Source organism: Falsirhodobacter sp. alg1, from assembly GCF_000739715.2.
In the GTDB taxonomy this organism is placed as follows: domain Bacteria; phylum Pseudomonadota; class Alphaproteobacteria; order Rhodobacterales; family Rhodobacteraceae; genus Falsirhodobacter.
The window spans coordinates 74,114-100,364 of record NZ_BBJC02000007.1 but is presented as its reverse complement, the minus strand read 5'-3'; the positions used below and the strand labels follow the sequence as shown (position 1 = coordinate 100,364).

The 26,251-nt window shown below is 60.7% G+C and carries 20 protein-coding genes, 1 tRNA gene and 1 riboswitch; of the genes, 10 read left to right on the top strand and 11 right to left on the bottom strand.

Annotation, left to right across the window (positions count from 1 at the left end):
- Positions 1-175: 175 nt before the first annotated feature.
- The 7 genes from ggt to metF all read right to left on the bottom strand — a co-directional run bounded on the left by ggt (position 176) and on the right by metF (position 9,208).
- Entirely contained in the window at positions 176-1,903 is a 1,728-nt protein-coding gene (gene ggt, locus TR36_RS13095; protein WP_062763452.1) for a gamma-glutamyltransferase, read from the bottom strand.
- A 482-nt stretch (positions 1,904-2,385) separates the two neighbouring features.
- Positions 2,386-2,459: transfer RNA gene (locus TR36_RS13090), tRNA-Cys, on the bottom strand.
- 167 nt (positions 2,460-2,626) lie between these two features.
- Positions 2,627-3,487, bottom strand: a complete 861-nt coding sequence (locus TR36_RS13085) for a sugar kinase (protein ID WP_045386740.1) — start codon at positions 3,485-3,487, stop codon at positions 2,627-2,629.
- A 211-nt stretch (positions 3,488-3,698) separates the two neighbouring features.
- The gene (gene gcvP / locus TR36_RS13080) at positions 3,699-6,539 is read right to left on the bottom strand and encodes an aminomethyl-transferring glycine dehydrogenase (RefSeq protein ID WP_062763450.1); all 2,841 of its coding nucleotides are present in this window, start codon (positions 6,537-6,539) and stop codon (positions 3,699-3,701) included.
- 55 nt (positions 6,540-6,594) lie between these two features.
- Positions 6,595-6,954 carry a glycine cleavage system protein GcvH gene (gcvH, locus tag TR36_RS13075; RefSeq protein WP_045386743.1) on the bottom strand — a complete coding sequence of 120 codons (360 nt, stop codon included), beginning with the start codon at positions 6,952-6,954 and terminating at the stop codon, positions 6,595-6,597.
- Between the two features lie 12 nt (positions 6,955-6,966).
- Positions 6,967-8,064, bottom strand: a complete 1,098-nt coding sequence (gcvT, locus tag TR36_RS13070) for a glycine cleavage system aminomethyltransferase GcvT (protein WP_045386746.1) — start codon at positions 8,062-8,064, stop codon at positions 6,967-6,969.
- A gap of 139 nt (positions 8,065-8,203) precedes the next feature.
- Positions 8,204-8,295, bottom strand: a riboswitch (glycine riboswitch).
- Between the two features lie 49 nt (positions 8,296-8,344).
- Positions 8,345-9,208 (bottom strand): methylenetetrahydrofolate reductase [NAD(P)H], encoded by an 864-nt coding sequence (metF, locus tag TR36_RS13065; protein WP_045386749.1) that lies wholly within the window; start codon positions 9,206-9,208, stop codon positions 8,345-8,347.
- A 90-nt stretch (positions 9,209-9,298) separates the two neighbouring features.
- Here metF and TR36_RS13060 point away from each other — a divergent pair, with 90 nt between their 5' ends.
- Genes TR36_RS13060 through TR36_RS13050 form a run of 3 tightly spaced genes read left to right on the top strand, consistent with a single transcriptional unit; the run spans position 9,299 to position 12,343 of the window.
- A complete protein-coding gene (locus tag TR36_RS13060) occupies positions 9,299-10,258 on the top strand; it encodes a LysR family transcriptional regulator (RefSeq protein ID WP_045386751.1) in 960 nt (319 codons plus the stop codon).
- A gap of 24 nt (positions 10,259-10,282) precedes the next feature.
- Positions 10,283-11,494, top strand: a complete 1,212-nt coding sequence (locus TR36_RS13055; protein WP_045386754.1) for an MFS transporter — start codon at positions 10,283-10,285, stop codon at positions 11,492-11,494.
- A 60-nt stretch (positions 11,495-11,554) separates the two neighbouring features.
- On the top strand, positions 11,555-12,343 hold the full coding sequence (locus TR36_RS13050; protein WP_062763448.1) for an inositol monophosphatase family protein: 789 nt from the start codon (positions 11,555-11,557) through the stop codon (positions 12,341-12,343).
- A gap of 52 nt (positions 12,344-12,395) precedes the next feature.
- Here TR36_RS13050 and TR36_RS13045 read toward each other — a convergent pair whose 3' ends face one another.
- Genes TR36_RS13045 through TR36_RS13025 form a run of 4 tightly spaced genes read right to left on the bottom strand, consistent with a single transcriptional unit; the run spans position 12,396 to position 19,400 of the window.
- Positions 12,396-13,535 (bottom strand): diguanylate cyclase, encoded by a 1,140-nt coding sequence (locus TR36_RS13045; RefSeq protein WP_067397945.1) that lies wholly within the window; start codon positions 13,533-13,535, stop codon positions 12,396-12,398.
- A 42-nt stretch (positions 13,536-13,577) separates the two neighbouring features.
- Positions 13,578-15,455, bottom strand: coding sequence for a response regulator (locus tag TR36_RS13035; RefSeq protein ID WP_062763444.1), 1,878 nt, complete (start codon positions 15,453-15,455; stop codon positions 13,578-13,580).
- Positions 15,445-16,302 (bottom strand): protein-glutamate O-methyltransferase CheR, encoded by an 858-nt coding sequence (locus tag TR36_RS13030; RefSeq protein ID WP_045386766.1) that lies wholly within the window; start codon positions 16,300-16,302, stop codon positions 15,445-15,447. The genes TR36_RS13035 and TR36_RS13030 overlap by 11 nt, the downstream gene beginning before the upstream one ends.
- Complete coding sequence (locus TR36_RS13025) at positions 16,299-19,400, bottom strand: response regulator (protein WP_062763442.1); 3,102 nt, start codon at positions 19,398-19,400, stop codon at positions 16,299-16,301. The genes TR36_RS13030 and TR36_RS13025 overlap by 4 nt, the downstream gene beginning before the upstream one ends.
- Positions 19,401-19,547: 147 nt before the next feature.
- Between TR36_RS13025 and TR36_RS13020 the strand changes: the two genes are divergently transcribed.
- The 7 genes from TR36_RS13020 (at position 19,548) to TR36_RS12990 (ending at position 26,173) form a co-directional block, all read left to right on the top strand.
- Positions 19,548-20,411 (top strand): MBL fold metallo-hydrolase, encoded by an 864-nt coding sequence (locus TR36_RS13020; protein ID WP_045386771.1) that lies wholly within the window; start codon positions 19,548-19,550, stop codon positions 20,409-20,411.
- A 103-nt stretch (positions 20,412-20,514) separates the two neighbouring features.
- Entirely contained in the window at positions 20,515-20,955 is a 441-nt protein-coding gene (locus TR36_RS13015) for a MarR family winged helix-turn-helix transcriptional regulator (RefSeq protein WP_045386773.1), read from the top strand.
- Position 20,956: 1 nt separating this feature from the next.
- The gene (locus TR36_RS13010) at positions 20,957-22,570 is read left to right on the top strand and encodes an MFS transporter (RefSeq protein ID WP_062763440.1); all 1,614 of its coding nucleotides are present in this window, start codon (positions 20,957-20,959) and stop codon (positions 22,568-22,570) included.
- 6 nt (positions 22,571-22,576) lie between these two features.
- Positions 22,577-23,620 (top strand): HlyD family secretion protein, encoded by a 1,044-nt coding sequence (locus TR36_RS13005; RefSeq protein ID WP_045386776.1) that lies wholly within the window; start codon positions 22,577-22,579, stop codon positions 23,618-23,620.
- Between the two features lie 72 nt (positions 23,621-23,692).
- Positions 23,693-23,902 carry a hypothetical protein gene (locus TR36_RS13000; RefSeq protein ID WP_045386779.1) on the top strand — a complete coding sequence of 70 codons (210 nt, stop codon included), beginning with the start codon at positions 23,693-23,695 and terminating at the stop codon, positions 23,900-23,902.
- 71 nt (positions 23,903-23,973) lie between these two features.
- Entirely contained in the window at positions 23,974-24,372 is a 399-nt protein-coding gene (secG, locus tag TR36_RS12995; protein WP_045386782.1) for a preprotein translocase subunit SecG, read from the top strand.
- A 157-nt stretch (positions 24,373-24,529) separates the two neighbouring features.
- A complete protein-coding gene (locus TR36_RS12990; protein WP_045386785.1) occupies positions 24,530-26,173 on the top strand; it encodes a CTP synthase in 1,644 nt (547 codons plus the stop codon).
- Positions 26,174-26,251 lie beyond the last annotated feature (78 nt).

Below are 26,251 nucleotides of genomic sequence, written 5' to 3'. Positions count from 1 at the left end.
GCCGCGTTCCTATAAGCGGAAGGCTGTTTCTTCCGCCCCCCCCTTGTATAGCGATCGGCATTACGGTCACGGCATGGCAATAAAAAAGGCCGCGCAACGAAGCACGGCCCTCCCGGATCTACCCCCTTCCGCGGGCAGAAAGAACGGGCAGGTCAGCCCTGCCCGCCCGCAGCAATCAATAGCCGCGTGCCGCCGAACTGGTCTGCCGCGGATCGGCACCTCCCAGAAGCAGACCGTGTTCGGCATCGACCACGATCGACTGTGCAGACCCCATGGTTTCCATCACTTCAACCTTGTGGCCCTTGGCCTCCAGTGCGGCGATGGTGTCACGGCTCAGGCCTTCTTCGACACGAAGCACTTCGGGTTGCCACTGATGGTGGATACGGGGAGCGACCGTCGCTTCGGCAATATTCATGCCATGATCGATCACATTCATGATCAGCTGCACGACCGTGGTGATGATGCGCGAACCGCCGGGGCTGCCGGTCACCATGAAGACCTTACCGTCTTTCATGACGATGGTCGGGCTCATTGACGACAGGGGACGCTTGTTCGGCTCTACCGCATTGGCATCGCCACCGATCATTCCGTAGGCATTCATCACGCCGGGCTTTGCGGCGAAATCATCCATCTCGTTGTTCATCAGCACGCCGGTGCCATCCGCGACCATTCCCGACCCATAAGAGAAGTTGATCGTATAGGTGTTGGAAACAGCGTTGCCGTCCTTATCCACGATCGAGAAGTGCGTGGTCTGATCGCTTTCATAAGGGGTCAGATCGGCGGGCTTGATTTCCTCCGACGGGGTCGCGCGATTGATCGAGATGCCGTCACGGATATCGGCGGCATAGATCTTGGACAGAAGCTGTGCCTGCGGAACATGGAAAAAATCGGGGTCCCCCAGATATTCCGAACGATCCGCATAGGCCCGCTTCATCGCCTCGGCCATCAGATGGATCGTATCGGCCGAATTCTGCCCCAGAAATCCGATCGGATATCCTTCGAGGGTGTTCAGAATCTGGATGATATGGATACCACCGGACGAGGGGGGCGGCATGGAAACGATGTCGTAGCCGCGGTAGGTCCCCGTCACGGGTTCCCGGCTGATGGCCGTATAATTTGCCATGTCATCCATTGTGATGCGCCCGCCCGAGGCCTGAACAGCATCAACGATCTCTTGTGCGGTTTGCCCCTTGTAGAAGCCGTCGGGGCCCTCATCCGCAATCCGCTGCAGGGTTGCGGCCAGGTCGGATTGGATCAGCCGGTCGCCCGGCTCGTAATAGCTGCCGTCGGGCTTGTAGAAAATCGCAGCCGAGGCAGGCCACTTCTTCAGCCGGTTTTCCAACGCCTTCAGACTGTCTGCCAGATCGGCCGTAACGATGATGCCGTCACGGGCCAGCCTGATCGCAGGCTGCAGAACGTCCGACAGGCTCATCGTTCCGTATTGGTCCAGCACAAGCTGCATACCGGCAACTGTTCCGGGGACACCCGTCGCCAGACCGGTGTAGCGGGATTTATTGGTATCCGCCTCCCCCGCTTCATCAAGGAACATGTCCCGATCTGCGGTGGTCGGTGCCATCTCGCGGTAATCGATTGCCTTGGTCACGTTGGATTTGGCATCATGGACCAGCATGAAGCCGCCGCCGCCAAGGTTACCCGCACGCGGCAGCGTCACCGCCAGGGCAAAGGCCACGGCAACACCGGCATCCGCCGCATTGCCGCCTGCCACCAGAATATCGCGGCCCACCTCGGCAGCAATCTCTTCTTGTGCCACGACCATTCCGTGTTCGGCCCAAGCGGGATGGACACGGTCCATTCCGCTGTAGATGGCGGCCTCCTGCGCATATCCCGACAGCGGGGTAAGCGCCAATGCGCCACTCATCGCTGCCACAAGTGTCAATTTCATCAAAAATCACCCTGTGGTTGTAATTACACAAAACCTTTATCGGGGGACCGCCGATGCATCCAGAATATTATTATGGAAAAATAACCTATCCTTAGAAGGATGTTCCCTGAACTTGAAATTGCCCGACATTTATGCAAATCCGATAAAGATATCAGTCGTGCAATGCAGCCCAAACACCGGCCTTGCAGCGCCCTGGGCGAAGATACGGTGCAGATCCTTCGCACGCCTGTTCGGGTGAGTATTCGGATATCAGCAGCGGCTGCTGTTCACCCACAGACGGCTGGAACGCCTAGATGTGACGCAATTTGTAAAGGTCATCCTGACATTCGGGATAAAGGGAATATTCCGAATGGATATAGCTGCATATGCGTTGGCTGTCATTCGCACGCAGTTCACGCGAAATGGGGGCGTAACATACGCACAATCAATCTGGAAACACGTATCAGCGCGTTTCCGCAGGACTAGGATATATCCGGAAAATTTGGAGGCGGGTACCGGAATCGAACCGGTCTTCACGGATTTGCAATCCGGTGCGTAACCTCTCCGCCAACCCGCCGGAGCCTGCGCCTACTTAGGTTTTCCTGCCGGTGCCGTCAAGCGGTTATACGCACCATCACCAGCAGGTTTAGCGTCAGGCCGGTATGGACCCGATCAGAGCGGCCCTGCACCTGTCTGATCGGCAGAAACAGGTGGCGGCGATGCCGCTCACCCTCCCCGGTGGGATCATTTGGGAATGATGGCCCCCCGATGCGCAATGACCTTGGCTGCCAGATGGTGCCCTGCCAAAGCGGCTTCTTCGGCCGTTCCACCGCCCAGATAGGACGCAAGGAAAGCCGCGTTGAAGCTGTCACCCGCGGCGGTGGTATCAACAGGGGTGACCGCCCCCGGAACCGGAACGTGGCGCGTTTCTCCGCCGCTATGGATCAGGCAGCCCTCGGGTCCCTGCTTCAGCACAACCGTTTCCACACCGAGGTCGGCAATCCGCGCCAATGTCGCTTCGGGGGAGGCATCTCCCCACATCAGCACTTCGTCGTCAAAGGTCGGCAGAACCAGAGAGGACATTGACATGATACGGGCAAAGGCCTCTCGAGCCACATCTTCGCGCCCTTTCCACAGGCGCGGGCGATAATTGCCGTCAAAGGCGATCTTGGCACCGGAATTCTGCAATGCCTCGAACAGCGCATCCAGATTATCCGAGAATGTGTAAAGGCTGATGCCCGATACATAGACCCATTTCGCATCCAGCGCAGGCGGGTTCAGGAACAGCCGTCGGGCCGCCGCATCGCTGCGCCAGTAGTGGAAGAACCGCTCACCGGAGGCATCATTCGTGATCGAATAGAGGCCTGTCGATTCGCCATCACGCACGACCAGCCTGTCTTCCACACCGTTCTCAGCCAAGGCCGCACGAATTTGCGCGCCGAAGGGATCATCGCCCACTGCCGAGACGAAGGCCGCATCGGTCCCTGAACGGGCCATATAGATTGCGGTATTGAACGTGTCGCCCCCTACGCCGATGGCATGGCTGCCGTCGGCCGCAAAGGCGATCTCTCCCATAGCCTCACCCAAGCAAATCACTTCAGTCATGGTATCCTCCGGGTCGGGTCTGGGTTTGTTTGAAACAGCCGGTACAAGGCTTTGATCTCGGTTCGCGTGACTTTAAGTGTCCTGCGCGCCAGTGCAACAGCTTGCGTGCAATGATCATTGTCATGCAGGAAAATCCGGCAGACCGCTGCCCGGAATCGGATGCAGCACACATGAAAAAACCCGGCACTCGGGTGCCGGGTTCAGGGCGATGTTACTCGGCCGCGTCCTGATAGGATTCCAGCGGCGGGCAGGTGCAGATCAGGTTTCGATCACCATGCACGTTGTCGACCCGTCCGACCGAGGGCCAGTATTTGTCGACACGGAAGCTGCCCGCAGGGAAGCACCCCTGCTCCCGCGGATATTTGCGGGTCCATTCTGCCACCAGATCCTCGACGGTATGCGGCGCGTGACGCAGGGGGGAGTCCTCGGCCGAAATCTCTCCGGCTTCCACCGCCGCAATTTCCTCGCGGATCGACAGCAGTGCGGTGATAAAACGGTCGATCTCGGCCTTGGTTTCGGATTCCGTCGGCTCCACCATCAGCGTCCCTGAGACGGGGAAGCTCATTGTCGGGGCATGGAACCCGTTGTCGATCAGGCGCTTGGCGATATCATCCACGGTCACGCCTGCCTTGGCAAAGGGACGTGTATCCAGAATGCATTCATGTGCCACGCGCCCGCGGTTCCCCATGAACAGCACCGGATATGCGCCGCTCAGCCGTGCGGCGATATAGTTGGCGTTCAGAATGGCAACCCGGGTTGCCTGCGTCAGCCCTGCCCCGCCCATCATAAGGCAATAGGCCCATGAAATCAAAAGGATGGATGCGGAACCGAAGGGGGCTGCCGATACCGGACCTTCCTCTCCGCCGGTTTCGGGATGGCCCGGCAGATAGGGGGCCAGATGTGCCTTGACGCCGATCGGTCCCATGCCCGGACCACCACCGCCGTGCGGAATGGCAAAAGTCTTATGGAGGTTCAGGTGGCTGACATCGCCACCGATGGCACCAGGCTTCACCAGCCCGACCATCGCGTTCATATTTGCCCCGTCGATATAGACCTGACCGCCATATTCATGGGTGATGTTGCACACCTCGGTCACAGTCTCCTCGAACACGCCGTGGGTGGACGGATAGGTGATCATGGAGGCCGCCAGACGGCTTCCCGCTGCCGCCGCCTTGGCACGGAAATCATCCAGATCCACATCGCCGTTCGGCGCGGATTTCACCACGACGACTTTCATCCCGACCATCTGGGCCGATGCCGGATTGGTTCCATGGGCGGAAACGGGGATCAGGCAGATATCCCGCTCCCCCTCACCGCGCCCACGGTGATAGGCCTGAATTGTCAGCAGCCCTGCATATTCGCCCTGCGCACCCGAATTGGGCTGCATCGAAAATGCGTCATAGCCCGTGATCGTGCAAAGCTTGTCCGACAGGTCCGAAATCGCCTCGGCGTAGCCAAGCGCCTGGTTGGAGGGCGCAAAGGGGTGGAGCGAGCCGAATTCTGGCCAGGTGATCGGCATCATCTCTGCCGCGGCGTTCAGCTTCATCGTGCAGGATCCCAGCGGGATCATCGCACGGTCCAATGCCAGATCGCGGTCGGCCAGACGGCGCATGTAGCGCATCATCTCGGATTCCGCCCGGTTCATGTGGAATACGGGATGCGTCAGGTAGCTGGAGGTGCGGATCATCTGCTCCGGCACGCCCAGCTTGATGGTTTTGGGCGCCGCTTCGGTAATCCCGAAGGCATCCAGAAGCCGGACGATCACCCCGTCATCCGTCGTTTCATCCAGCGAAATCCCCACGCGGTCATTGCCGACACGACGCAGGTTGATACCGCGATGCCGTGCAGCCGCCATGATGCCCTGCTGCCCGACCCCGACACGCACGGTGATCGTGTCGAAAAACGCCTCGGGCTGCACATCGGCACCGGCCGCGCGCAGCGCATCCGCCACACGTACGGTATTGAAATGCACCCGCTCGGCAATTGCCCGCAGGCCGACCGGACCGTGAAAGACCCCGTAGAAGCTGGCCATGACCGCCAGCAACGCCTGTGCCGTGCATACGTTCGATGTCGCCTTTTCGCGGCGGATATGCTGCTCACGCGTCTGTAGTGCCAGACGATAGGCCTTGTTGCCCCGCGCATCGATGGAAACACCGACGATCCGGCCCGGCATAGTCCGCTTCAGGTCATCGCGGCAGGACATGAAGGCGGCATGCGGGCCACCATATCCCATCGGCACCCCGAAACGCTGGCTGGAACCGACAGCAATATCCGCCCCCATCGCACCCGGCTCCTTCAGGATGCACAGCGCCAGCAGATCGGTTGCCACGATGGCAATCGCCTTCGCGTCATGCAGGGCTGCGATTTCGCGCTCGAAATCACGCACCTCGCCCAAGGTGCCGGGGTACTGGAAAATTGCCCCGAAAACCGAAGCCGGATCCAGATCGTCCGCAGCGCCGACGATCACCTCGATCCCCAGTGGCAGGGCACGGGTCCGGATCACCTCGATCGTTTGCGGATGGCAGTTCTCGTCGATAAAGAACCCGCGCGCCTTGGATTTGGCAGCGCGTTCGGCCATGGCCATCGCCTCGGCCGCAGCGGTGGATTCATCCAGCAACGACGCATTCGCCACCGGCAGCCCCGTCAAATCCGAAACCATGGTCTGATAATTCAGCAGCGCCTCCAGGCGGCCTTGGGCAATCTCGGGCTGATAGGGGGTATAGGCCGTGTACCAAGCCGGATTTTCAAGGATATTGCGCTGGATCGCAGGCGGTGTGACCGTCCCGTAATAGCCCTGCCCGATCAACTGCGTCATGACACGGTTCTTGGCCCCCACCGACCGCATCCGGTCCAGCAGTTCATGCTCGGCCAGCGGCGCCCAATCCAGTGCATCCTTCTGGCGGATGGAATCGGGGATCGTCTCGTCGATCAGCTGATCCAGCGAGGCCACACCGCAGGCCGCCAGCATATCGGCCATTTCGGACGGCGAAGGCCCGATATGACGACGGTTGGCGAAATCATAGGGGTCATAGGCGACGGGCGTATAGGTCATAAAGGGGGCAACCTTCGGAATAAGAGAAGGCGGGCGTGGTCGCCCGCCGCAGGGGTCAACCGATCAGGTCGTTGTATTCGTCTTCGTCCATGAACTGGTCCAGCACGTCCAGATCGTCCACCTTCAGCTTGAAGAACCACGCACGACCGGTCGGGTCCTCGTTCACCAGCCCGGGTGTCACGGCCAGTTCGTCATTCACCTCGACGATCTCGCCATCGATAGGGGCAAGGATGTCGGACGCAGCCTTGACGCTCTCGATCACGACGATCTCGTCACCGGCGGCGACCTGGGTCTCCACCTCGGGCAATTCGACGAACACCACATCGCCCAACTGGGTCGCAGCATGTTCGGTAATGCCGACAACGATATAGTCGCCCTCGACGCGCAGCCATTCGTGATCTTCGGTGTATTTCATGGGAAAGGCTCCTCAGCGTTTGTAGGAGGGTGGAATGAAAGGCATGGGGGCGATGGTCAACGGCAGGCGTTTGCCGCGCACCTCGCCCAGAAGTGTCGTGCCGGTTGTGGCGTGGGATGCCGCGACATACCCCATCGCCACAGGCGCACCGACCGACGGGCCGAATCCGCCGGAGGTGACGATACCGACCGGCGTTCCGTCTTCGGCAAAAAGCTGTGTCCCTTCGCGCATCGGGGCACGCCCCTCGGGCAGCAGCCCGACGCGCCGGCGCTCGGGGCCATCGGCCAGCTCGCGCAGGATGCGCTCATCCCCAGCAAAGCCGCCGGTGCGGCGGGATTTCTGGATGGCCCAGTTCAATCCGGCCTCGATCGGAGATGTCGCCTCATCGATGTCATGGCCGTAAAGACACAGGCCCGCTTCCAGCCGCAGGCTGTCGCGCGCACCCAACCCGATGGGGGCGACATCCTCCATAGCCAGCAGTGCGCGGGCCAACCCGTCCGCCCCGCCGAACGGAACCGAAATCTCGAATCCGTCCTCTCCGGTATAACCGGAACGAGAGATCCAGAGCGGCCCGTAAACAGTATCGGCGGTGATCACATCCATGAACCGCATCGTGGCAACCGCAGGCACCAGTACAGACAGCGCATCCACCGCCTGTGGCCCCTGCAGAGCCAATAGTGCACGATCCGTCACCGGGCATACCTGATCGCCCAGATGCGCGGTCAGATGCGCAATATCGGCCTCTTTGCAGCCCGCGTTGACCACCACATAGAAATGATCCCCACGGTTGGCGAACATCAGATCATCCCGGATGCCCCCCGCTTCATTGGTCAGCAGGCCATACCGCTGGCGCCCTTCGGGCAGCGCGGCCACACTGACCGGCATCAGCAATTCCAGCGCTGCGGCAAGGGTCGCCATATCGGTCGCGGGCCGGATCAGCACCTGCCCCATATGGCTGACGTCGAACAGCCCGGCCTTGGCGCGGGTATGGAGGTGTTCCGCCATCACGCCCTGGAACTGGACGGGCATTTCCCATCCGGCAAAGGGCACCATGCGCCCGCCATGTTCAACGTGAAGATCGTGCAGCGGCAAGCGTTGCAGGTCGGTCATGGGGCACCCAATCAAATCTCGGGCCGGAATCCGGCACCAATAGGCAGGCAAATCCCCACCCGTCGATGCCCCCTCTGTCCTTGGTGCCTGAGATCGTTATCCCGTCGGCGGGCCCCTGTCGGGACCACTCTCCAGAGTTTAGATCAGGTCGGTCCTTTTGCCTGAGAGTTTACCGGGGCGGTTGCTCCTTCGGCACCGGGTTTGCACGCGGCTTCTCCCTGACCTGATATCCGATCTGTAGCTTGGCCCGAACGCTGAGGCAACCCCCTAGCGTTCGCCCTTATGCCGTCGCGGCCAGCTGCTCGACCGCTTCGGTCACCCCAAGCGCCGCGCACACATCCCGGCTTAGCGTCGGGCGGTTCAGCGTGTAGAAATGCAGATCCTGCACGCCCTCTGCCAGAAGGGTCCGGCAGAGGTCCGTGCACAGATCCACAGCCAGTTTTTCATGGTCCTGGGCCGATGTCTCGCCAAAGCGCACGTCAAGCCATTCAGGTACGGCCTGGCCGCAGCGGGCCGCAAATTTCTTGACACCGTTCCAGTTCTCGATGGGCAGGATACCCGGCAGGATCGGGGCTTCGATACCTGCGGCCACGCAGGCATCCCGGAACCGCAGGAATGTCTCCGGCTCAAAAAAGAACTGGCTGATGGCACTGGAGGCACCGGCCTGCACCTTCCGCTTCAGGAATGCCACATCGGCAGCCGTATCCGCGCTGTCGGGATGCGGTTCGGGGTAACAGCCAACGCGCAGGGTGAACCGCCCTGTTGCGGCCAGCGCCTCTACCAACTCCACCGAACTGGCGAAACCGTCCGGATGCGGCGTAAATCGTTCGGCACCCTTGGGGGCATCACCGCGCAGTGCTACGATCTGGGTCACCCCTGCATCGGCATAGGCATTGGCAATTTCCAGGGTTTCCTCACGCGTGGCATCGACACAGGTCAGATGCGCGGCCACGATCAGATCGAATTGCTTGCCGATGGCGGTGACCGCCTCATGGGTCAGCTTGCGGGTTGTCCCGCCGGCACCATAGGTGACAGAGCAGAATGTCGGCTTCAGCGGCGCCAGAAGGCGCACCGTGTCCCACAAACGGAACGAGGCCTCTAGCGACTGGGGCGGAAAGAACTCGAACGAGATGCGGGGCGTCATAAATGTCTCCTTTAACATCGCCTATGTCGCAGGTAATGATTCTGGATACAAATTCATCTTTTTCAAGTCGAACATGAAAGCTGTTCAAGAATGCATCTGGAACTGCGGCACCTTCGGACCATCAGGGCAATCCATCAGACGGGCGGATTGGCGCGGGCCGCAGACCTGCTGAACATCACCCAATCCGCCCTGTCCCATCAGGTGAAGGGGCTGGAGGAACAGGTTGGAATGGAACTGTTCGTCCGGCGTTCGCGCCCGCTGAAACTTTCGGCGGCAGGCATGCGCATGCTGCGACTGGCAGAGCGTGTACTGCCCGAAGTGGAGGCCTTGGGCGAGGAGTTCCGGGCGTTGCAGGCGGGCAAGACCGGCAGACTGCATATCGCGATGGAATGTCATGCCTGCTTTGAATGGCTGCTGCCGGCGCTGGATACCTTTCGCCACGCATGGCCCGATGTGGATGTCGATATCCGTGCGGGGCTGGCCTTCGATGCCCTGCCCGCCCTGCTGCGCGAAGAAATCGATGTCGTCATCACCTCCGATCCCGTGCCGACCGAAGGGCTGACCTTCCACCCCCTGTTCGAATACCAGCCCACATTCGTCTGCGCCGCAAACAACCCCCTCGCCACCCGCACCATGGTCGAGGCCGAGGATTTCCGCGACCAGATGCTGATCAGCTATCCCGTTGCGCGGGAAAAGCTGGACATCTTTACCGAACTCCTGACCCCTGCCCGGATAGAACCGCGCGGGATCCGCCCCGTGGAATTGACTGCCGTAATCCTGATGCTGGTGGCGGCAGACAGGGGTGTGGCCGTCATGCCAGATTGGGTGCTGCGAGAGGTCCGCGACAATCCCGATTTCGCGCTTATCCCCCTTGCCCCCGGCAACATCATCCGCACCAGCTATGCCGTCACCCGGGAAGCTGAAGGCGCCCGGCCCTATATGGCCGATTTCCTTGGCCTTTCCATATCGAAATCCAGCGCGCTACGCGATTGGCCTGGTGCGCGCATTGGTCGCAATTGGGCTGGCACAGGTGGAATGCCGACGCTATAACCCCGCCATGGGGGAGAATGCGCAATGGCCGATATCCAGACAGTCAGCAAACAGATGCTCAACCGGCCAGTGGCGGGAACGACGCTTTCTGTCATTCTGGCGATCAGCCTGTGCCACTTTGTCAATGATGTGCTGCAATCCATGCTGTCGGCAATCTATCCCGTCCTGAAAACCGAATTTGCACTGGATTACTGGCAGATCGGGATGCTGACGCTCATTTTCCAATGCACGGCATCTTTGCTGCAGCCGGTGGTGGGCATCTACACCGATAAGCATCCGCTGCCGATGTCCCTCTCTCTCGGCATGACTTCCAGCTTCATCGGTGTGGCCGTGCTGGCAATGGCCCCGAGCTATACCATGCTTCTGGTCGGGGCAGCCCTGATCGGGATCGGCAGTTCCATCTTTCACCCCGAGGCAAGCCGCGTCGCACGAATGGCGTCAGGGGGGCGGTTCGGCATGGCGCAATCGGTGTTTCAGGTGGGTGGCAACGGCGGGCAGGCCGCGGGCCCGCTGCTGGCGGCATTCGTCGTTGTTCCATTTGGGCGCCCGTCAGTGGCGTGGTTCTGCGTGCTGGCCGCAATCGGCATCGCGATTCTCTATCGGGTCGGTCGCTGGTACCGTGACTATGCCCGCTCCAAGGCCGGATCGGTGGTGGACCGCACCCTGCCCCTGACGCGCAACCGCACCATTGCCGTGCTGGCGGTGCTGACGATCCTGACCTTTTCAAAGAACGCCTATATGGCGGGCATATCCAGCTATTACACCTTCTACCTGATCGAGGTGTTCGGCGTCAGCACACAGACGTCGCAGATCATGCTGTTCCTGTTTCTTGGCGCGGTGGCGGCCGGAACATTGCTTGGAGGCTTTGTCGGGGATCGCTGGGGCACGAATGGCGTCATCTGGTTTTCGGTACTGGGTGCCCTGCCCTTTACGCTGGCGCTGCCCCATGTGGGGCTGGAGGCGGCAGGCGTTCTGACCATCATCATCGGGCTGATCATGGCATCATCCTTTCCCGCGATCGTCGTCACCGCGCAGGAATTGCTGCCCGGGCGGGTCGGAATGGTGGCAGGCATCTTTTTCGGCCTCGCCTTCGGAATGGGGGGAATCGCCGCTGCCGGTTTGGGGATTATGGCTGATGTCAAAGGCATCCGGGCCGTTTATGCGATGTGCGCATGGCTTCCTGCATTGGGAATTCTGGCAGTCTTCCTGCCCAAGCGTCGCGAATTGCAGCGCTGAGGCTTTTCAACGGCGGGGCTTGGGATTATACCCCCCTGCTTGAACCCGCAGGAGACCCCGATGCAAGGCAGCGCAAACCTTAACGTGATGATCAAGGCCGCCCGCAAGGCCGGACGCAGCCTTGTGAAGGACTTCCGTGAGGTTGAAAACCTTCAGGTCTCATCCAAAGGCCCCGGCGATTTCGTATCCAAGGCCGACCGCGAGGCGGAACGGATCATCAAGGAAGAATTGATGGGCGCACGTCCGACCTATGGTTGGCTGGGCGAGGAAACCGGCGAGACGGCCGGTCAGGATCCGACCCGTCGCTGGATCGTCGATCCTCTGGATGGCACCACCAACTATCTGCACGGCCTGCCGCATTGGGCCATTTCGATCGCGCTTGAACACAAGGGCGAAATCGTTGCCGGCGTCATTTTCGATGCCGCAAAGGATGAGATGTTCGTGGCGGAAAAAGGCTCCGGCGCGTGGATGAACGATCAGCGGTTGCGGGTTTCGGGCCGTCGCCAGATGATCGAATCCATCTTCGCAACCGGCGTTCCCTTTGCCGGTAACGGCCCCCTTCCCGCAACGTTGCAGGATCTGGCACGCCTGATGCCGGTCTGTGCCGGTGTGCGCCGCTGGGGCGCGGCTGCGCTCGATCTCGCCTATGTCGCCGCCGGCCGTTATGACGGCTATTGGGAGCGGAACATCAACGCTTGGGATATTGCTGCCGGAATCATTCTGGTGCGTGAAGCGGGCGGCTTTGTCTCGGGCATCCGCGAAGATCAGGACCCCGTCGAAAGCGGGTCGATCATCGTCGGCAACGAGGCGCTGTTCGAAAGCTTCCGCAAGGTCATTCGCGGCGCATGATCGCGTCTTGAGGTCGGGGGGCCGGTGGCCTCCCCGACCCACGCAGGCCGGATCAGCGGTTTGCAGCCATTCCCTGCATCATCACGATATCCCGGCCTGCCGCCTTGGCGCGGTAAAGTTCGATGTCCGCACGCTTGAGGATATCATCCAGAATCTCTCCCCGTATTTCCTGAACGATTCCGAAACTGGCCGTGACATTCACACCGGCCGAGATCGAAAGCATGGCAGGTGTGATCGAACGGCGAACCTCCTCTACCTGCCTGCGGGCGGATTCGATGGGGGTGGACGGCAGAAGGATCACGAATTCCTCTCCGCCGATCCGCGCGATCACGTCCCCCGGCCCGAAGCCCCGGCGCAGGTGATCCGCAAAGGCGATCAGGATTTGATCGCCCGCCCCGTGGCCCAAGGTATCGTTGATCTGCTTGAACCGGTCCAGATCGGCCAGTACCAGGGTCATGGTTGTCATATCGGAACATGTCAGGCGATTTGCCCAGGCCATCAGGCCGCGGCGGTTCAGCATTCCGGTCAATGGATCGGTATGCGCCAGCTCCCGCAGTTCCGATGACAGGTCGGAAGCGATGATGATCAACGTCAGGATGCCCGCGCCAACCAGCGCCGTTGGCGATCCCATCATGACAATCAGATAGAAAACCGGATCGTTCACAGCCTGCCCGCTCCAGTACAGGCAGGCGGCAATCGCCACCACCGTCAGGTACAGACCATAGAGGATCAGAATGGACCGCGCGATCAGGGCCGTTCCTTGTGTGGTCCGCAACGACAGCAGGATCATGGCGATCTGGATGGCCATCGTGGTGGCTGTGATGAACCGCAAAGGCGACCGCTCATCCGAGTCGGAAACCATCCATGCCACCCCGAGCGCAATGATGGACAAGGCAACCAGTACGAACAAAGAGCGCGCTCGCAATCCCGCCCGCCTGTAGAAACCGAGGGTCAGGATCGTAAAGCTGAATATCAGCAGAAGGCATTGGAGCAGCATCCACAGACGGTAAGGGTCCGTCATGATGACACCCATCAACCGCCCGGAGTGGGCGCAGGCCGCAAGGACAAAAGACGCCCCCCACCAGACCACATATCGGCGCAACCCGAATTCGCGCCATGCGATCATCATCGCTGCCCCGAACAACAGCGATACGACAATCGTACTGGCACAGGTCAAGGCGACTGAAAGCATCGTTCTATCTTAACGCCCAGCCATTAAACAAAGGTTTCGCGGTTATGCCGAGATCCGCATCCGCTCCGTTGCATCCTGTCGTGCCGCAAGCTCCCTCAGGGTTGCAAGCAATGATGTCGTTGCAAAGGGCTTTTCCAACACCGGTGTTGTGTCAAAACCATCCGGCAGATGCTCGCGCCCGTATCCGCTGGTAAAGCAGAAGGAAACACCTTGCGCCCGCAGGGCCTCGGCAATCCGCTCCACGGATTCCCCATGCAAATTGCCGTCCAGAATGGCCAGATCCGCAGGCGCGCGGGCGATCAGATCCAGTGCCTCACGCAGGCGGAAGGCGGTTCCGGCCACGGTCGCCCCGGCTTCCCGGATTGCCGCAGCCACCTCCATCGACAAAAGAACCTCGTCCTCTATCACCAGAACGCGGCGCTTGCCCAAGGATACCTCACGCGGCTCTTTGAAGGCAGCAGGATCGGACGCCTTGTCATAGGATGGGCGGCTATTTGCAGGCTCGGCCTCATGCGGGTCATTGCAGGGGTCCACCATCATGCGAATGGTCCAGCACACGCCCTCGGGGCGCCAATCGGCCACGGCCTCCCCCCCCTCGGCCCCGACACCGCTGGTGATGAGAACCGAACCAAAGCCGGAACGGGCGGGCGCGACCACCTCTGGCCCTCCGGTTTCCCGCCAATGGAAGGTCAGCTCATCCGCTGCAAGTGTCCATGTCAGCGATATATGCCCTGTTGGAACGGAAAGCGCCCCGTATTTCACAGCATTCGTCGTCAGTTCATGCAGGGTCAGCGCCAGTTGCAATGCATGGGCCGGGGCAAGGCGGACCATCGGCCCTTCACGGCTGACCCGATCCTCGGGCAAGGCGCCCATGCGGATTTCCTCGGCAATCAGATCGGTCAGGTCGGCGCCGGACCATGTCTCGCTGCTCAGGATCGAATGCGCTTTTGCCAGGGCCGAAAGGCGGCCGTTGAAGGTTTCGATGAAATGCGCCGGATCCGTAGTATGCCGCGCGGTCTGGCGGGCGATCGCCTGCACATTCGCCAGCGTATTCTTTACCCGGTGGTTCAATTCACCGATCAGGACCGAACGCATCTCTTCGGAACGTCTCCGTTCGGTCACATCCAGGATTTGCAGGTTCATCGTCTGTAGCGCACCATGCCCCGGCGGAATGACAGAGCCATAGCATTCGCAGTCGATCTGCCTGCCGGAAACGGTGCGGGCCTGCAGCAGCAGCGTATTGCGCCCTGCCCCGCCTTCATGCCGTATGGCGTCGAACCAGGCATTCAACTCCGCAACACTCTCGGCCGTCAGCCAGTCTCCGGTAGAGGCCCGCTGGCCCTCCATGTCCCGCGCGGTCAGGCCGAACATCCTCTCGGCGCCCTTTGACCAGTGGCGGATCGTCAGCATGTCATCAAATTCGACTACGCCCAGTGGCGAATTGTCGGTATGCGACTTGATCCGGGCAACGGCGGCCGCAAGGTTCTGCGAAACGGCCCGCATTTCATCGCGCTGCCGCGCAAGCTCCTTTGCCTGCAATCCGATCTCGAAAAACACCTGCGCCTTGGATTGCAGGATCATCGGGTCGATGGGCTTGGATATGTAATCCACCGCACCCGCTTCGTACCCGCGAAACATCCGCCGTTCGTCCAACGCAGCCGCCGTCAGAAAGACGATCGGGATCTTGCGGGTCCGTTCGATGCCCCGCATCAGCTCTGCCAGTTCGTAACCGTCCATTCCCGGCATCTGCACATCCAGCAGGGCGAGCGCATAATCCTGGGACAGCATCATTTCCAATGCCTCTGCGCCTGAACGGGCCCGGTGCAGAACCAGACCGTCACGTCGCAGCAATGCCTCCAGCGCGATCAGATTGTCCTCAAGGTCATCGACCATAAGGAAATGAACAGGCTCATGCGGCATCCGTGCCCTCTTTCCTTTGTCCGGCGGACCGGCGCCAGATCCGCTCGGTTTCCCGGAACGGTGTGAATGCGCCGGCATGGGCCGAAAATCGCAGTGTTTCATGGGCGCCAAGGCCCAGAAAGCCCCCGCGTACCAATGCATCCTGAAATAGGCAGAAGCTGCGGTCCTGCAAGTTTTGATCGAAATAGATCAGGACATTCCGGCAGGAAATCAGGTGCATCTCGGAAAACACCTGATCGGTGGCAAGGCTGTGTTCCGCAAACACGATACGGGAGCGCAGGCTGCGGTCGATCACCGCCCCGCCATAGGCCGCCGTATAATGATCGGCCAAAGAGTTCCGTGCCCCGGTTTTCTGGTGGTTGGCGGTAAAATCGGCCATACGTTCGATCGGATAGATCCCTGCCTCGGCCCGGACTAAGGCACGTCGGTTGATCTCGGTCGCATAGAACATCGTGCGGTCGAACAGCCCCTCTTCGCGAAACAGGATCGCAAGGGAATAGACCTCTTCACCCTCACTGCATCCGGCCACCCAGACCTTGAGCGAGGGAAAGGTGCGCAGATGCGGGATCACATGCTGGCGCATTGCCGCAAAATAAGCCGGGTCGCGGAACATCTCGCTGACCTGCACTGTCATGCAATCGATCACGTCGGGCAGGATCTCGGGGTGATGTAGCACCTTGTCCTGCAGCGCAGAAAGGCTGTCACAATGCAGCCGTTCGCACGCCAGCTCGGCACGGCGGAACAGCGACCCGCGCGAATAGGCCCGGAAATCGTAATGATACCGCCGGTGCAGAGCTTCGAGGAACAGGTCCAGCTCGATATCCTCGACCGTTGCCGTTTCTTTCATCGTGGCATCCAGACACGGGTCAGCGACAGCAGCCGGTCAACATCCAGCGGCTTGGACAGATAATCATTCGCGCCGGCTGCAAGGCACTGATCCTGATCATCCGCCATCGCCTTTGCCGTCAGCATGATGATGGGCAGGGATTTCCAGCGATCCTGACGGCGGATTTCCCGCGTGGCGGTCAGCCCGTCCATCTCGGGCATCATCACGTCCATCAGCACCAGATCGATACCGGCTGCCCCATCCGCCACACGGCCCAGCGCCTCCAGCGCCTCACGACCGTTCCGGGCAATCTGCACCTCGGCGCCATGCGGTTCGAAAATGGCAGTCAGCGCATAGACATTGCGGATATCATCCTCGACCACCAGAATCCGCCGCCCCTCCAGCAGGGCATCGCGGTTAAGGGAGGCGGCCAGCATCTGCTGCTGGCGCTCCGGCAGATCCGAGACGACCTGATGCAGGAAAAGCGTCACCTCGTCGATCAACCGTTCGGGAGATTTTGCCCCCTTGATGATGATCGACTTGGAATACCGCCGCAGACGCAATTCTTCGGCCGCCGACAGTTCGCGCGCTGTATAGACGATAACCGGCGGAAATGCGGCGTCGGTATCGGCATCCAGCGACTCCAGCAGATCGAAGCCGGAGGCATCGGGCAATGTCATGTCCAATACCAGACAATCGAATGACTGCGCCTTCATCAGCCGCGCGCCTTCGGCAGCGGTTGAGGCGCCCACAGTCTCCACATCCTTGGTCCCGAGAAGGGCCTTCAGGCCTGTCAGCTGGGCAGGATCATCCTCTACGATCAGCACGCGGCGCATGCGCTGGTTGATCCGCGATTCGATGCTGTCCAAGGCCAGCGCCAGCTCCTCGCGGCGTACGGGTTTCAACATGTAGCTGCGTGCGCCCTGGGCCAGCGCCTCACGGGTATAATCCTCGACCGAGACCATATGCACGGGGATGTGGCGGGTGCGGGTATCGCGCTTCAGCCTGTCCAGAACCGACAGGCCCGAATGATCCGGCAGGCCGAAATCCAGAACCACAGCCGAGGGAAGATACTGGCGCGCAGCCAGCACGCCATCCTCGGCGTTGCCCGCAACGATGCACTGGAACCCCAGTTCATGCGACAGATCCACGAGGATACGGGCAAAGGCCGGATCATCCTCGATCACAAGGATCAACCGCTTGTCCCCATCCAGAACCTCCCGGTCATCCTTTACCAGACCCGCCCGCGGGCGCAGCATGGCAGGCGGGTTCGCAGGCACCTGCATGGGTTCTGCACGGCGTGACACCGCGACGGGTGAAACCGCCTTGGGTACAGGTTTGCCCGACATGTTCGCAGGCAGATGCAGCGCGAAGGTGCTTCCCTTGCCCGGAGTGCTTTCGACAGTGACCCTGCCCCCCAGCAGCTCTGTCAATTCACGCGAGATCGAAAGGCCAAGGCCTGTCCCACCATAGCGCCGGCTGATCGTACCATCCGCCTGGCGGAAGGCTTCGAAGATCGCATCCTGATCGGCCTTGGCAATGCCGATACCGGTATCACGCACGGCAAAGACCAGACCGTCGCCATCGGGCCGGATGCTCAGCGTCACTTCACCCCGATCCGTGAACTTGATCGCATTCGACAGGAAATTCCGCAGGATCTGTTCCAGACGGCTGCTGTCGGTCTCTACCGTCGGCAGGTCTTCGGGCACATCGATCACAAGGCCGATACCCTTGTTCTGCGCCTGCGGGCCAAAGGTCCGTTCCAGCTTGGCCGCGATATCGGGGGCGCGCAACGTATGCGAGGCGATATCCAGCTTACCCGCCTCGATCTTCGCCAGATCGAGGATGTCATTGATGAGAGCCAGAAGATCCTTGCCCGAGCTTTCGATCGTCTCCGCCCAATCCACCTGTTCGGCGGTCAGTGTCTTGCTGCGGTTTTCCGCCAGCAGGCGTGACATGATCAGCAGCGCATTGAGCGGGGTGCGCAGCTCATGGCTCATATTCGCGACGAATTCGGATTTGTAGCGGCTTTCGGCCTCCAGACGGCTGGCCTGCTGTTCGGTCATCCGCTGGGCGCGCGCCAGTTCGTCGCGCTGGACCTCCAGTTCCTGGGTCTGCCCCTCCAGCTGGGCATTCTGCTCTTCCAGCTCGGCTTGCTGGCGTTCCAGCCGCTGCTGGCTTTCTTCCAGGGCGCGGGCCTGTTCGGTCAGCTCTTCGTTGCTGGCGGCCAGTTCCTCGCCGTGGGATTGCAGTTCCTCGGCCTGCCTGCGCGTTTCCTCCAGCAGGCTGCGCAGGCGGACACGGTCACGGGCAGAACGCACGGCAATCCCGACAGGATCGGCAACATCGCGCAACAGACGCTTCTGGTAATCGGGAACGGCACGGTCAAAACCGAATTCCATGACCCCGTTCACACGCCCTTCATCCATGACCGGCACGACAACCGATGTTGCGGCAGGGGCAGAGGCAAGCGCCGAGCCATAGGCAAGCGCCTCGGTCGGCAGACGATCGAGGGTGACGACGCTGCGATCATTCACCGCCCGCCACAGGTGGCTCTCGCCCACGCCGAACCGCTCGGCCACCACGGCACCGGGGGCCAGCCCGTATTGCGCGATGCGGACAAAGCCGTCGGTTTCGCGGGCATAGAATACCGCCGCACGGGCACCAATCCGGTCTCCAAGCATGGTGATGACGCTATCGCCCAGCACGTTCAGCTCCAGATCACCCTCCATCGCGCGGGAAAGCTGGCGGTTGCCCTCCCCCAGCCAGTCCGACATCCGCAATGCATCACGGTAGCGTACGAACAGGAAACCGATCGTTCCGAGGGCCGCAATGATGATAGCCCCCATGACCCGGTTCACGGCCGCGATGTTCGGATCGATCCCCGGCTGGGCAAAGAAGAAGCCCACGATCATGATGAGGATGATGAAAAATGCCGTTACCGGCGGAAGCCATTCCTTACGTCCGGCCCAGCTCAGGATCACGGGCACCAGATAGGCAATCCAGACCGCCGTTCCGCGCTGGACGGACAGGTCGGCAAGAAAAACAGCAAGAACGCTTGCAGCCATCAAAGCGGGCAGACCCGCGTTCTTCCAGTTCGTCACCAATTTTTCTCGCATTATCAGAATCCGGTGGAACATATAATTTTTTGAACCCTGATCCAGTGGAGCTAGCTAAAAAAGGCACCCATCATCCGGATGGCAGTGTCCGGATGATGCTGCCCCGTATCCACAGCGGGCAGCCCCCTATAGAAAACGAGGCTTGCGATGCATACCCCCGAGGTTACCGGATTCCATGAATCCCGCTCTGGCTCCATTCAATACGTGGTGGCAGATCCGGCCACGGGGGCTGCGGCCATTATCGATCCGGTTATGGATTACGATGAGAAATCGGGGAAAACGGCAACCACCGAGGCCGATCGCCTTTTGGCATTCATAGACGAACACGGGTACCGGCTGGACTGGATACTGGATACGCATCCCCACGCGGACCACCTGTCGGCAGCGGCCTATCTGCACCGCTGCACGGGGGTGCGCACCGGTATCGGCGCCCGGATAACCGAGGTGCAGAAACTCTGGCAAGATTTCTACAATCTCCCCGCGCTGGCAACCGATGGCTCCCAATGGAACCGCCTGTTCACTGACGGCGAGACGTTCGAGCTTGGCAGCATTCCGGTAAAGGTCATGCATTCCCCCGGCCACACGCTTGCCTCCGTCACATATGTGGTGGGGGACGCTGCATTCGTTCACGATACGCTGTTCATGCCGGACAGCGGCACGGCGCGCGCCGATTTCCCCGGAGGAAGCGCCGAAGCCCTATGGGATTCCATACAGGCCATCCTGTCCCTACCCGACGAGACGCGCCTTTTTACCGGGCATGATTATTGCCACGGCGGCAGAGAACCCCGCTGGCAATCGACAGTGGCCGAACAGCGCGCCACCAACAGCCATATGTCGGCCTATCCCACACAACAGGAATTCGTGACGGCGCGTCGGGCACGGGACCGCACGCTCCCCATGCCACGCATCATCCTGCATGCCCTGCAGGTCAACATTCAGGCCGGAAGGCTTCCCGCACCCGAGGACAACGGCCGGCGTTACCTTAAAATCCCGTTGGATCTGTTTGACTGAGGCACAACTCCAGAACACGCCACGCCATGGCCTTGCAGATGTGTAAGTGAATTATATATAGGCTCCTAAGCTTCAATCCATTTCCTGCCCTTGGGGGCCCCTTATGCCAGCCACGTCGGAAAATTTCGTGGATACGTTGGTCAATGTATCCCGCAAACTGCGCACGCTGTTCGATGCGCGCGCCAAACTGCACGGGCTGACGCTGTCCCGGGCGCGACTGATTGTGCAACTGGCCCGCGAAGACGGCCTGACGCAGGTCCAGCTTGCCCAAAGGCTTGATGTGGAACAGCCGTCGATCGTCGGATTGGTGGACGCCCTGCAAAAGGCGGGAATGGTCGAGCGGCGCGCCGAAGGGGCAGATCGCCGCGCGCGGCATGTCTACCTGACACCGGCCGCCCAAGGCACGGCAAGCGAGCTTCTGAAATACCTTGCCGAAATTCGCAAGGAATGTCTCGAAGGCATTCCGGCCACAGAACTTGCCCATGCGACCGCCACGTTGACCCACGTTCTGAAAAACATTGACCTCGCCGCACAAGAGAAATGACGTGACAACCGCCCCCACCCCTCCAACCGGTGCCTTGCAAGGCTGGCTGGTCATGTCCCCGCAGCGGGCGGCGTGCTATATTGCTGCATCCTTTCTGCTGGGGATCACGCAAGGCCTGGGGCTGAGCCTGCTCAGCTCCAACCTGACGCAGCTTCAGGGTGATTTCGGGGCCACCCAGCAAGAAGCGCTCTGGCTTGCCGCGGCCTATATGGCGCCCAGCGCGTCGGTTACCCTTGCCCTGATCAAGATACGCAACCAGTTCGGCCTTCGTCGTTTCGGAGAGGTGGCTCTGATCGGTTTTGTCGTCAGCGCCCTGTTGAATGTCTGGATTACGGATCTGCACTCCGGCATTGCCGTCAGATTCATGAGCGGGCTGGCCGCCGCCCCCATCTCTACCCTTGCATTCCTTTATATGCTGGAGCCGTTTCCACCAGCGCGCAAACTTTCGGTCGGATTATCGCTTGCCCTGACGGGGATCAGCATCGGCACCCCGCTGTCCCGGGTGCTGTCACCTTCGCTGATGGATACGGACAGCTGGTTTCATTCGACCTTGCTGGAACTGGGTCTGGCACTTCTGTGTCTTGCCGTGGTGTTCACCCTACCCCTGGCCCCCGTGCCACGCCAGAAGGTGATCGAACGCTGGGATTTCATCTCCTACCCCCTTATCGCGGTAGGACTCGGCGGGTTGGCCGTGGTGCTGGTGATGGGCAAAAGCTACTGGTGGTTCGATGCCGAATGGCTGGGCATCCTGACGCTGGTTAGTGCCATAAGCATCGGCGCGGCCATCGTGATCGAACTGCACCGGACAAGGCCGCTGCTGGATGTGCGGTGGCTTTTTTCCCCCGCCATCCTGCAGTTTGCAGGCGCGCTGATCGTATTCCGCATCGTCCTGTCCGAACAGGCTTCGGGCGCACCCGGCCTCTATCTGGCATTGGGCCTGCAGAACCAGCAGATGCAGGGGCTGTTCTGGGTAATCCTGCTGTGCACGATTGCCGGGGGACTGGTCAGCGCCGTCATTCTGAAACCGGGCCGGGAACACGCCATCCATATCGTGGCATTGATGTTGATCATCATCGGAGCGCTGATCGATGCGCAATCCACCAGCCAGACGCGCCCCGAACAGATGCTGTTCAGCCAGGGTCTCATCGCCTTTGCCAGTGCGATCTTTCTGCCCGCAGCACTGGCGGCGGGACTGATGGTCGCCCTCAAACGCGGACCGCAATATATTCTGAGCTTCGTCATCGTGTTTCTGACTACGCAGCGACTTGGCGGCATTGCCGGAACGGCGGTGTTCCAGACCGTCATGCAGTTCCGGCTGGATGTGCATACCAACCTGATTTCGGCGCATCTGATGCAGGGCGGGCAGCTGGTGGCGGAGCGGCTGCAGACCTATGCCGCATCCCTGGCGCAGACATTGCCCGATGCGGCGGCCCGCCAGGCACAGGCAACATCACTTCTGAGCCAGGCCGTTCAGAAGGAAGCGACCGTTCTGGCCTATAATGACGTATTTACCTTAATCGCGCTTGTCGCGGCCTGTGCCATGATCATCCTGATCGCCCATTGGGGCGTGATCTGGCTCCGCAGCCGCCATGCAAGCGAACCTGCCAACGGATGACGCCACATGGGTAAACTTATCAAACATCCCCTGACGATATTTGCAGTGGTGATCTCGCTGCTCGGGGTTCTGTTCATCCTGTACGCCTGGCAGCTGCCCCCATTCCGATCCTCGGTGGAGGAGACGAACAATGCCTATGTGCGGTCCAACATCACATTTGTCGCGCCGCAGGTGGCAGGCCCGATCGCGCGCGTTGCCGTCACCGATTACCAAGAGGTGAAGCAAGGTGACCTGCTGCTGCAGATCGACGACCGGATCTATGTGCAGAAACTGGCACAGGCCCGGGCAAATCTGGCACAGCAGCAGGCACAGCTTGCCTCGGCCGCCCAGCAGCGCGCTTCGGCTGAGGCGCGGGTCAGCGCCGCCAATGCCACGCTGGATGCCTCCAAGGTTGCCGCCGACGTGGCGCAGCGGGATCTGGACCGTGTCAACTCGCTGTCCGAACGGGGGATCACCTCCCAAGCCGAGGCCGATACCGCCCGCGCCAGGGTGGATCAGTCCAATGCCGATGTGAACACTGCGGAATCACAGGTGGAGATCACCAAACAGGACGTGTTGGCCGCAGAAACCGCAAAGGGCACCGCCGAAGCGGGAATCGCCGCGGCCGAGGCCATGGTCGAGCTGGCGCAGATCGATCTGGACCACACCAGCCTGACCGCGCCCGAGGATGGCCGGCTAGGACAGGTCGGGGCCCGCGTCGGGCAATATGTGTCCGCAGGAACGCAGGTCATGGGGGTGGTACCGCACCACACCTGGGTCATCGCCAACTTCAAGGAAACGCAGATCGGCCATATGCAGGTCGGGCAGCAGGCAACGATCCGGATCGATGCCTATGGCGGTGTTCAGCTGACGGGCCATATCGAAAGCTTCTCCCCCGCCACGGGAAGTGAGTTCAGCGTGCTGAAAACGGACAATGCGACCGGCAACTTTACCAAGGTCACCCAGCGTGTGCCTGTCCGGATCGCGATAGACGAAGATCAGCCCATGGCTGCACAGCTGGTCCCGGGATTATCGGTTGTGGTGCGCATAGACACCGCGCAGGCCGATTAACCTGTCTTTATAGCCAAGTAGCAACAAATACGTGATTTGTCTATGAATAGCCACCTAGCGGCTGAGGAGCCAATGCGTATCGACTGCCGAATCATCGAGCTTGAGAACGAGATGGTCGCCCTGCGGCGGGCAACCGTTTCCGTTGTCAAAGAAGTTGTTGCCGATTTTCCGCCAATCGAACGCCAGAACATCGTCACGCGCCTTTTGTCGCAAGCAGAAGCCGCAGACCCCGCAGAAGCAAGGCTTTTGCGCCTTGTGGCGGAATCCCTGCGGCGGGGATGACCCCTTAGGGGTTGCAGCCCTCGCCCGTTGCTTCTAGATAGGCGCGTCACCATCCGAAGGCCATTCCACGCATGGAAAATGTCATCCTTACTGTCCACCTGATCCTGGCGCTCTTGCTTGTGGGTATTGTCCTGCTGCAGCGGTCCGAAGGCGGTGGCCTTGGAATGGGCAGCAGCGGTGGCGGTGGCGCCATGACACAGCGGCAGGCCGCAAACGTCATGACACGGGCCACCTGGGTTCTGGCAATCGCGTTCATCTGTACGTCGCTTGCCCTTACGATCGTTGCAGCGTCCAATTCTTCGGGCGGTTCGGTACTGGACCAGATCGGCGGACAGAACATTTCGTCCGGTGATGATGCCGACGGCGATGATGGCAGCAGCCTGCTTCCGCCCACGACGGGCAACAGCAATACGCCGCTGGTTCCGCCCCGTGCCGATGAAACACCTGCGGCACCGGCACCAGCCAACTGATCTACAACGCGTAGCGCAGGGCAACTTGCGCCACACCACCATATTGCGGCGTCCGGTTGCGCAGGGCCAAGTCCTGCGCTATTTACCGAGTCCCGTGATGCAGCGATTCATAACGTCCGAATCGTCTGCCTAATTTTCTTCACGGGAGTGTCCACGCATGGCGCGATACGTTTTCATCACCGGCGGCGTGGTTTCCTCGCTTGGCAAGGGTCTTGCTTCGGCCGCCTTGGGTGCACTGCTTCAGGCGCGGGGCTATTCGGTCCGCCTGCGCAAACTCGATCCCTACCTCAACGTTGATCCGGGCACGATGAGCCCGTTCGAGCATGGTGAGGTTTTCGTCACGGATGATGGCGCGGAAACCGATCTGGATCTGGGCCACTACGAGCGTTTTACCGGCGTTTCGGCACGGGCAACCGATAGTGTTTCCTCGGGGCGCATCTATTCGACCGTTCTCGAAAAGGAACGTCGGGGTGACTATCTGGGCAAAACCATTCAGGTCATCCCCCACGTCACCAACGAGATCAAGGACTTCCTGTCGATCGGTGATGACGAGGTCGATTTCCAGCTGTGTGAAATCGGCGGCACCGTCGGGGATATCGAAGGCCTGCCCTTCTTCGAAGCCATCCGCCAGTTCGCGCAGGATAAGCCGCGCGGTCAATGCATCTTTACCCACCTGACGCTGCTTCCTTACGTCACCGCCAGCGGTGAGCTGAAAACCAAGCCGACGCAGCACTCCGTCAAGGAACTCCGTTCGATCGGGATCGCCCCCGATGTGCTGCTGCTCCGCTCCGAACAGCCGATTCCGCAGAAAGAACGCGAAAAGATCGCCCTGTTCTGCAACGTGCGCGCAGATGCCGTGATTGCCGCCCCCGATCTGAAATCCATCTACGAAGCGCCGCTGGCCTATCACAACGAAGGCTTCGATCAGGCGGTGCTGGATGCGTTCGGCATCTCTCCCGCCCCGCGCCCCAACCTTGACCGCTGGACCGATGTGATGGACCGGCTGGAAAATGCCGAGGGGGAAGTGCGGATTGCCGTCGTCGGCAAATACACCCAGCTGGGCGACGCCTACAAATCGATCGCCGAGGCGCTGACGCATGGCGGCATGGCCAACCGGACCCGCGTGCGTGCCGAATGGATTGACGCCGAACGGTTCGAGAATGAGGACCCTGCCGCCTGGCTGGGGGAATATCACGCCATCCTCGTGCCCGGCGGCTTTGGAGAGCGTGGGACGGAAGGCAAGATCAAGGCGGCGAAGTTCGCGCGTGAAAAGGGAATTCCCTATTTCGGTATCTGCCTTGGCATGCAAATGGCGGTTATCGAATCCGCCCGCAACCTTGCCAAGCTGCCGGATGCGGGTTCCGAGGAATTCAACTTCGAAACCGGTCGCAAACGCTTCACCCCGGTCGTCTATCACCTGAAGGAATGGGTGCAGGGCAATCACGTCGTTGAGCGTAAGATCGGCGATGACAAAGGCGGCACCATGCGCCTCGGTGCCTATAGCGCCGCATTGGCCGAAGGTTCGCTTGTCTCGAAGATCTACGGTTCGACCGAGATCGAGGAACGGCACCGCCACCGTTACGAGGTTGATACGACCTATCGTGAAAAGCTGGAAAAATGCGGGCTCTGGTTCTCGGGGATGTCGCCCGACGGCCGCCTTCCGGAAATCGTGGAGATGAAGGGCCATCCGTGGTTCATCGGCGTCCAGTTCCACCCGGAGCTGAAATCGAAGCCCTTTGCCCCGCATCCGCTGTTTGCCGATTTCATCCGTGCCGCCACGGAAATCAGCCGCCTGGTCTGATCCGAACATATCTGCCCGATCCCAAAGCGCCCCCTTCCGGGGCGCTTTTCCTTTGGTCGGGCCTGTGCGATGGTTCGG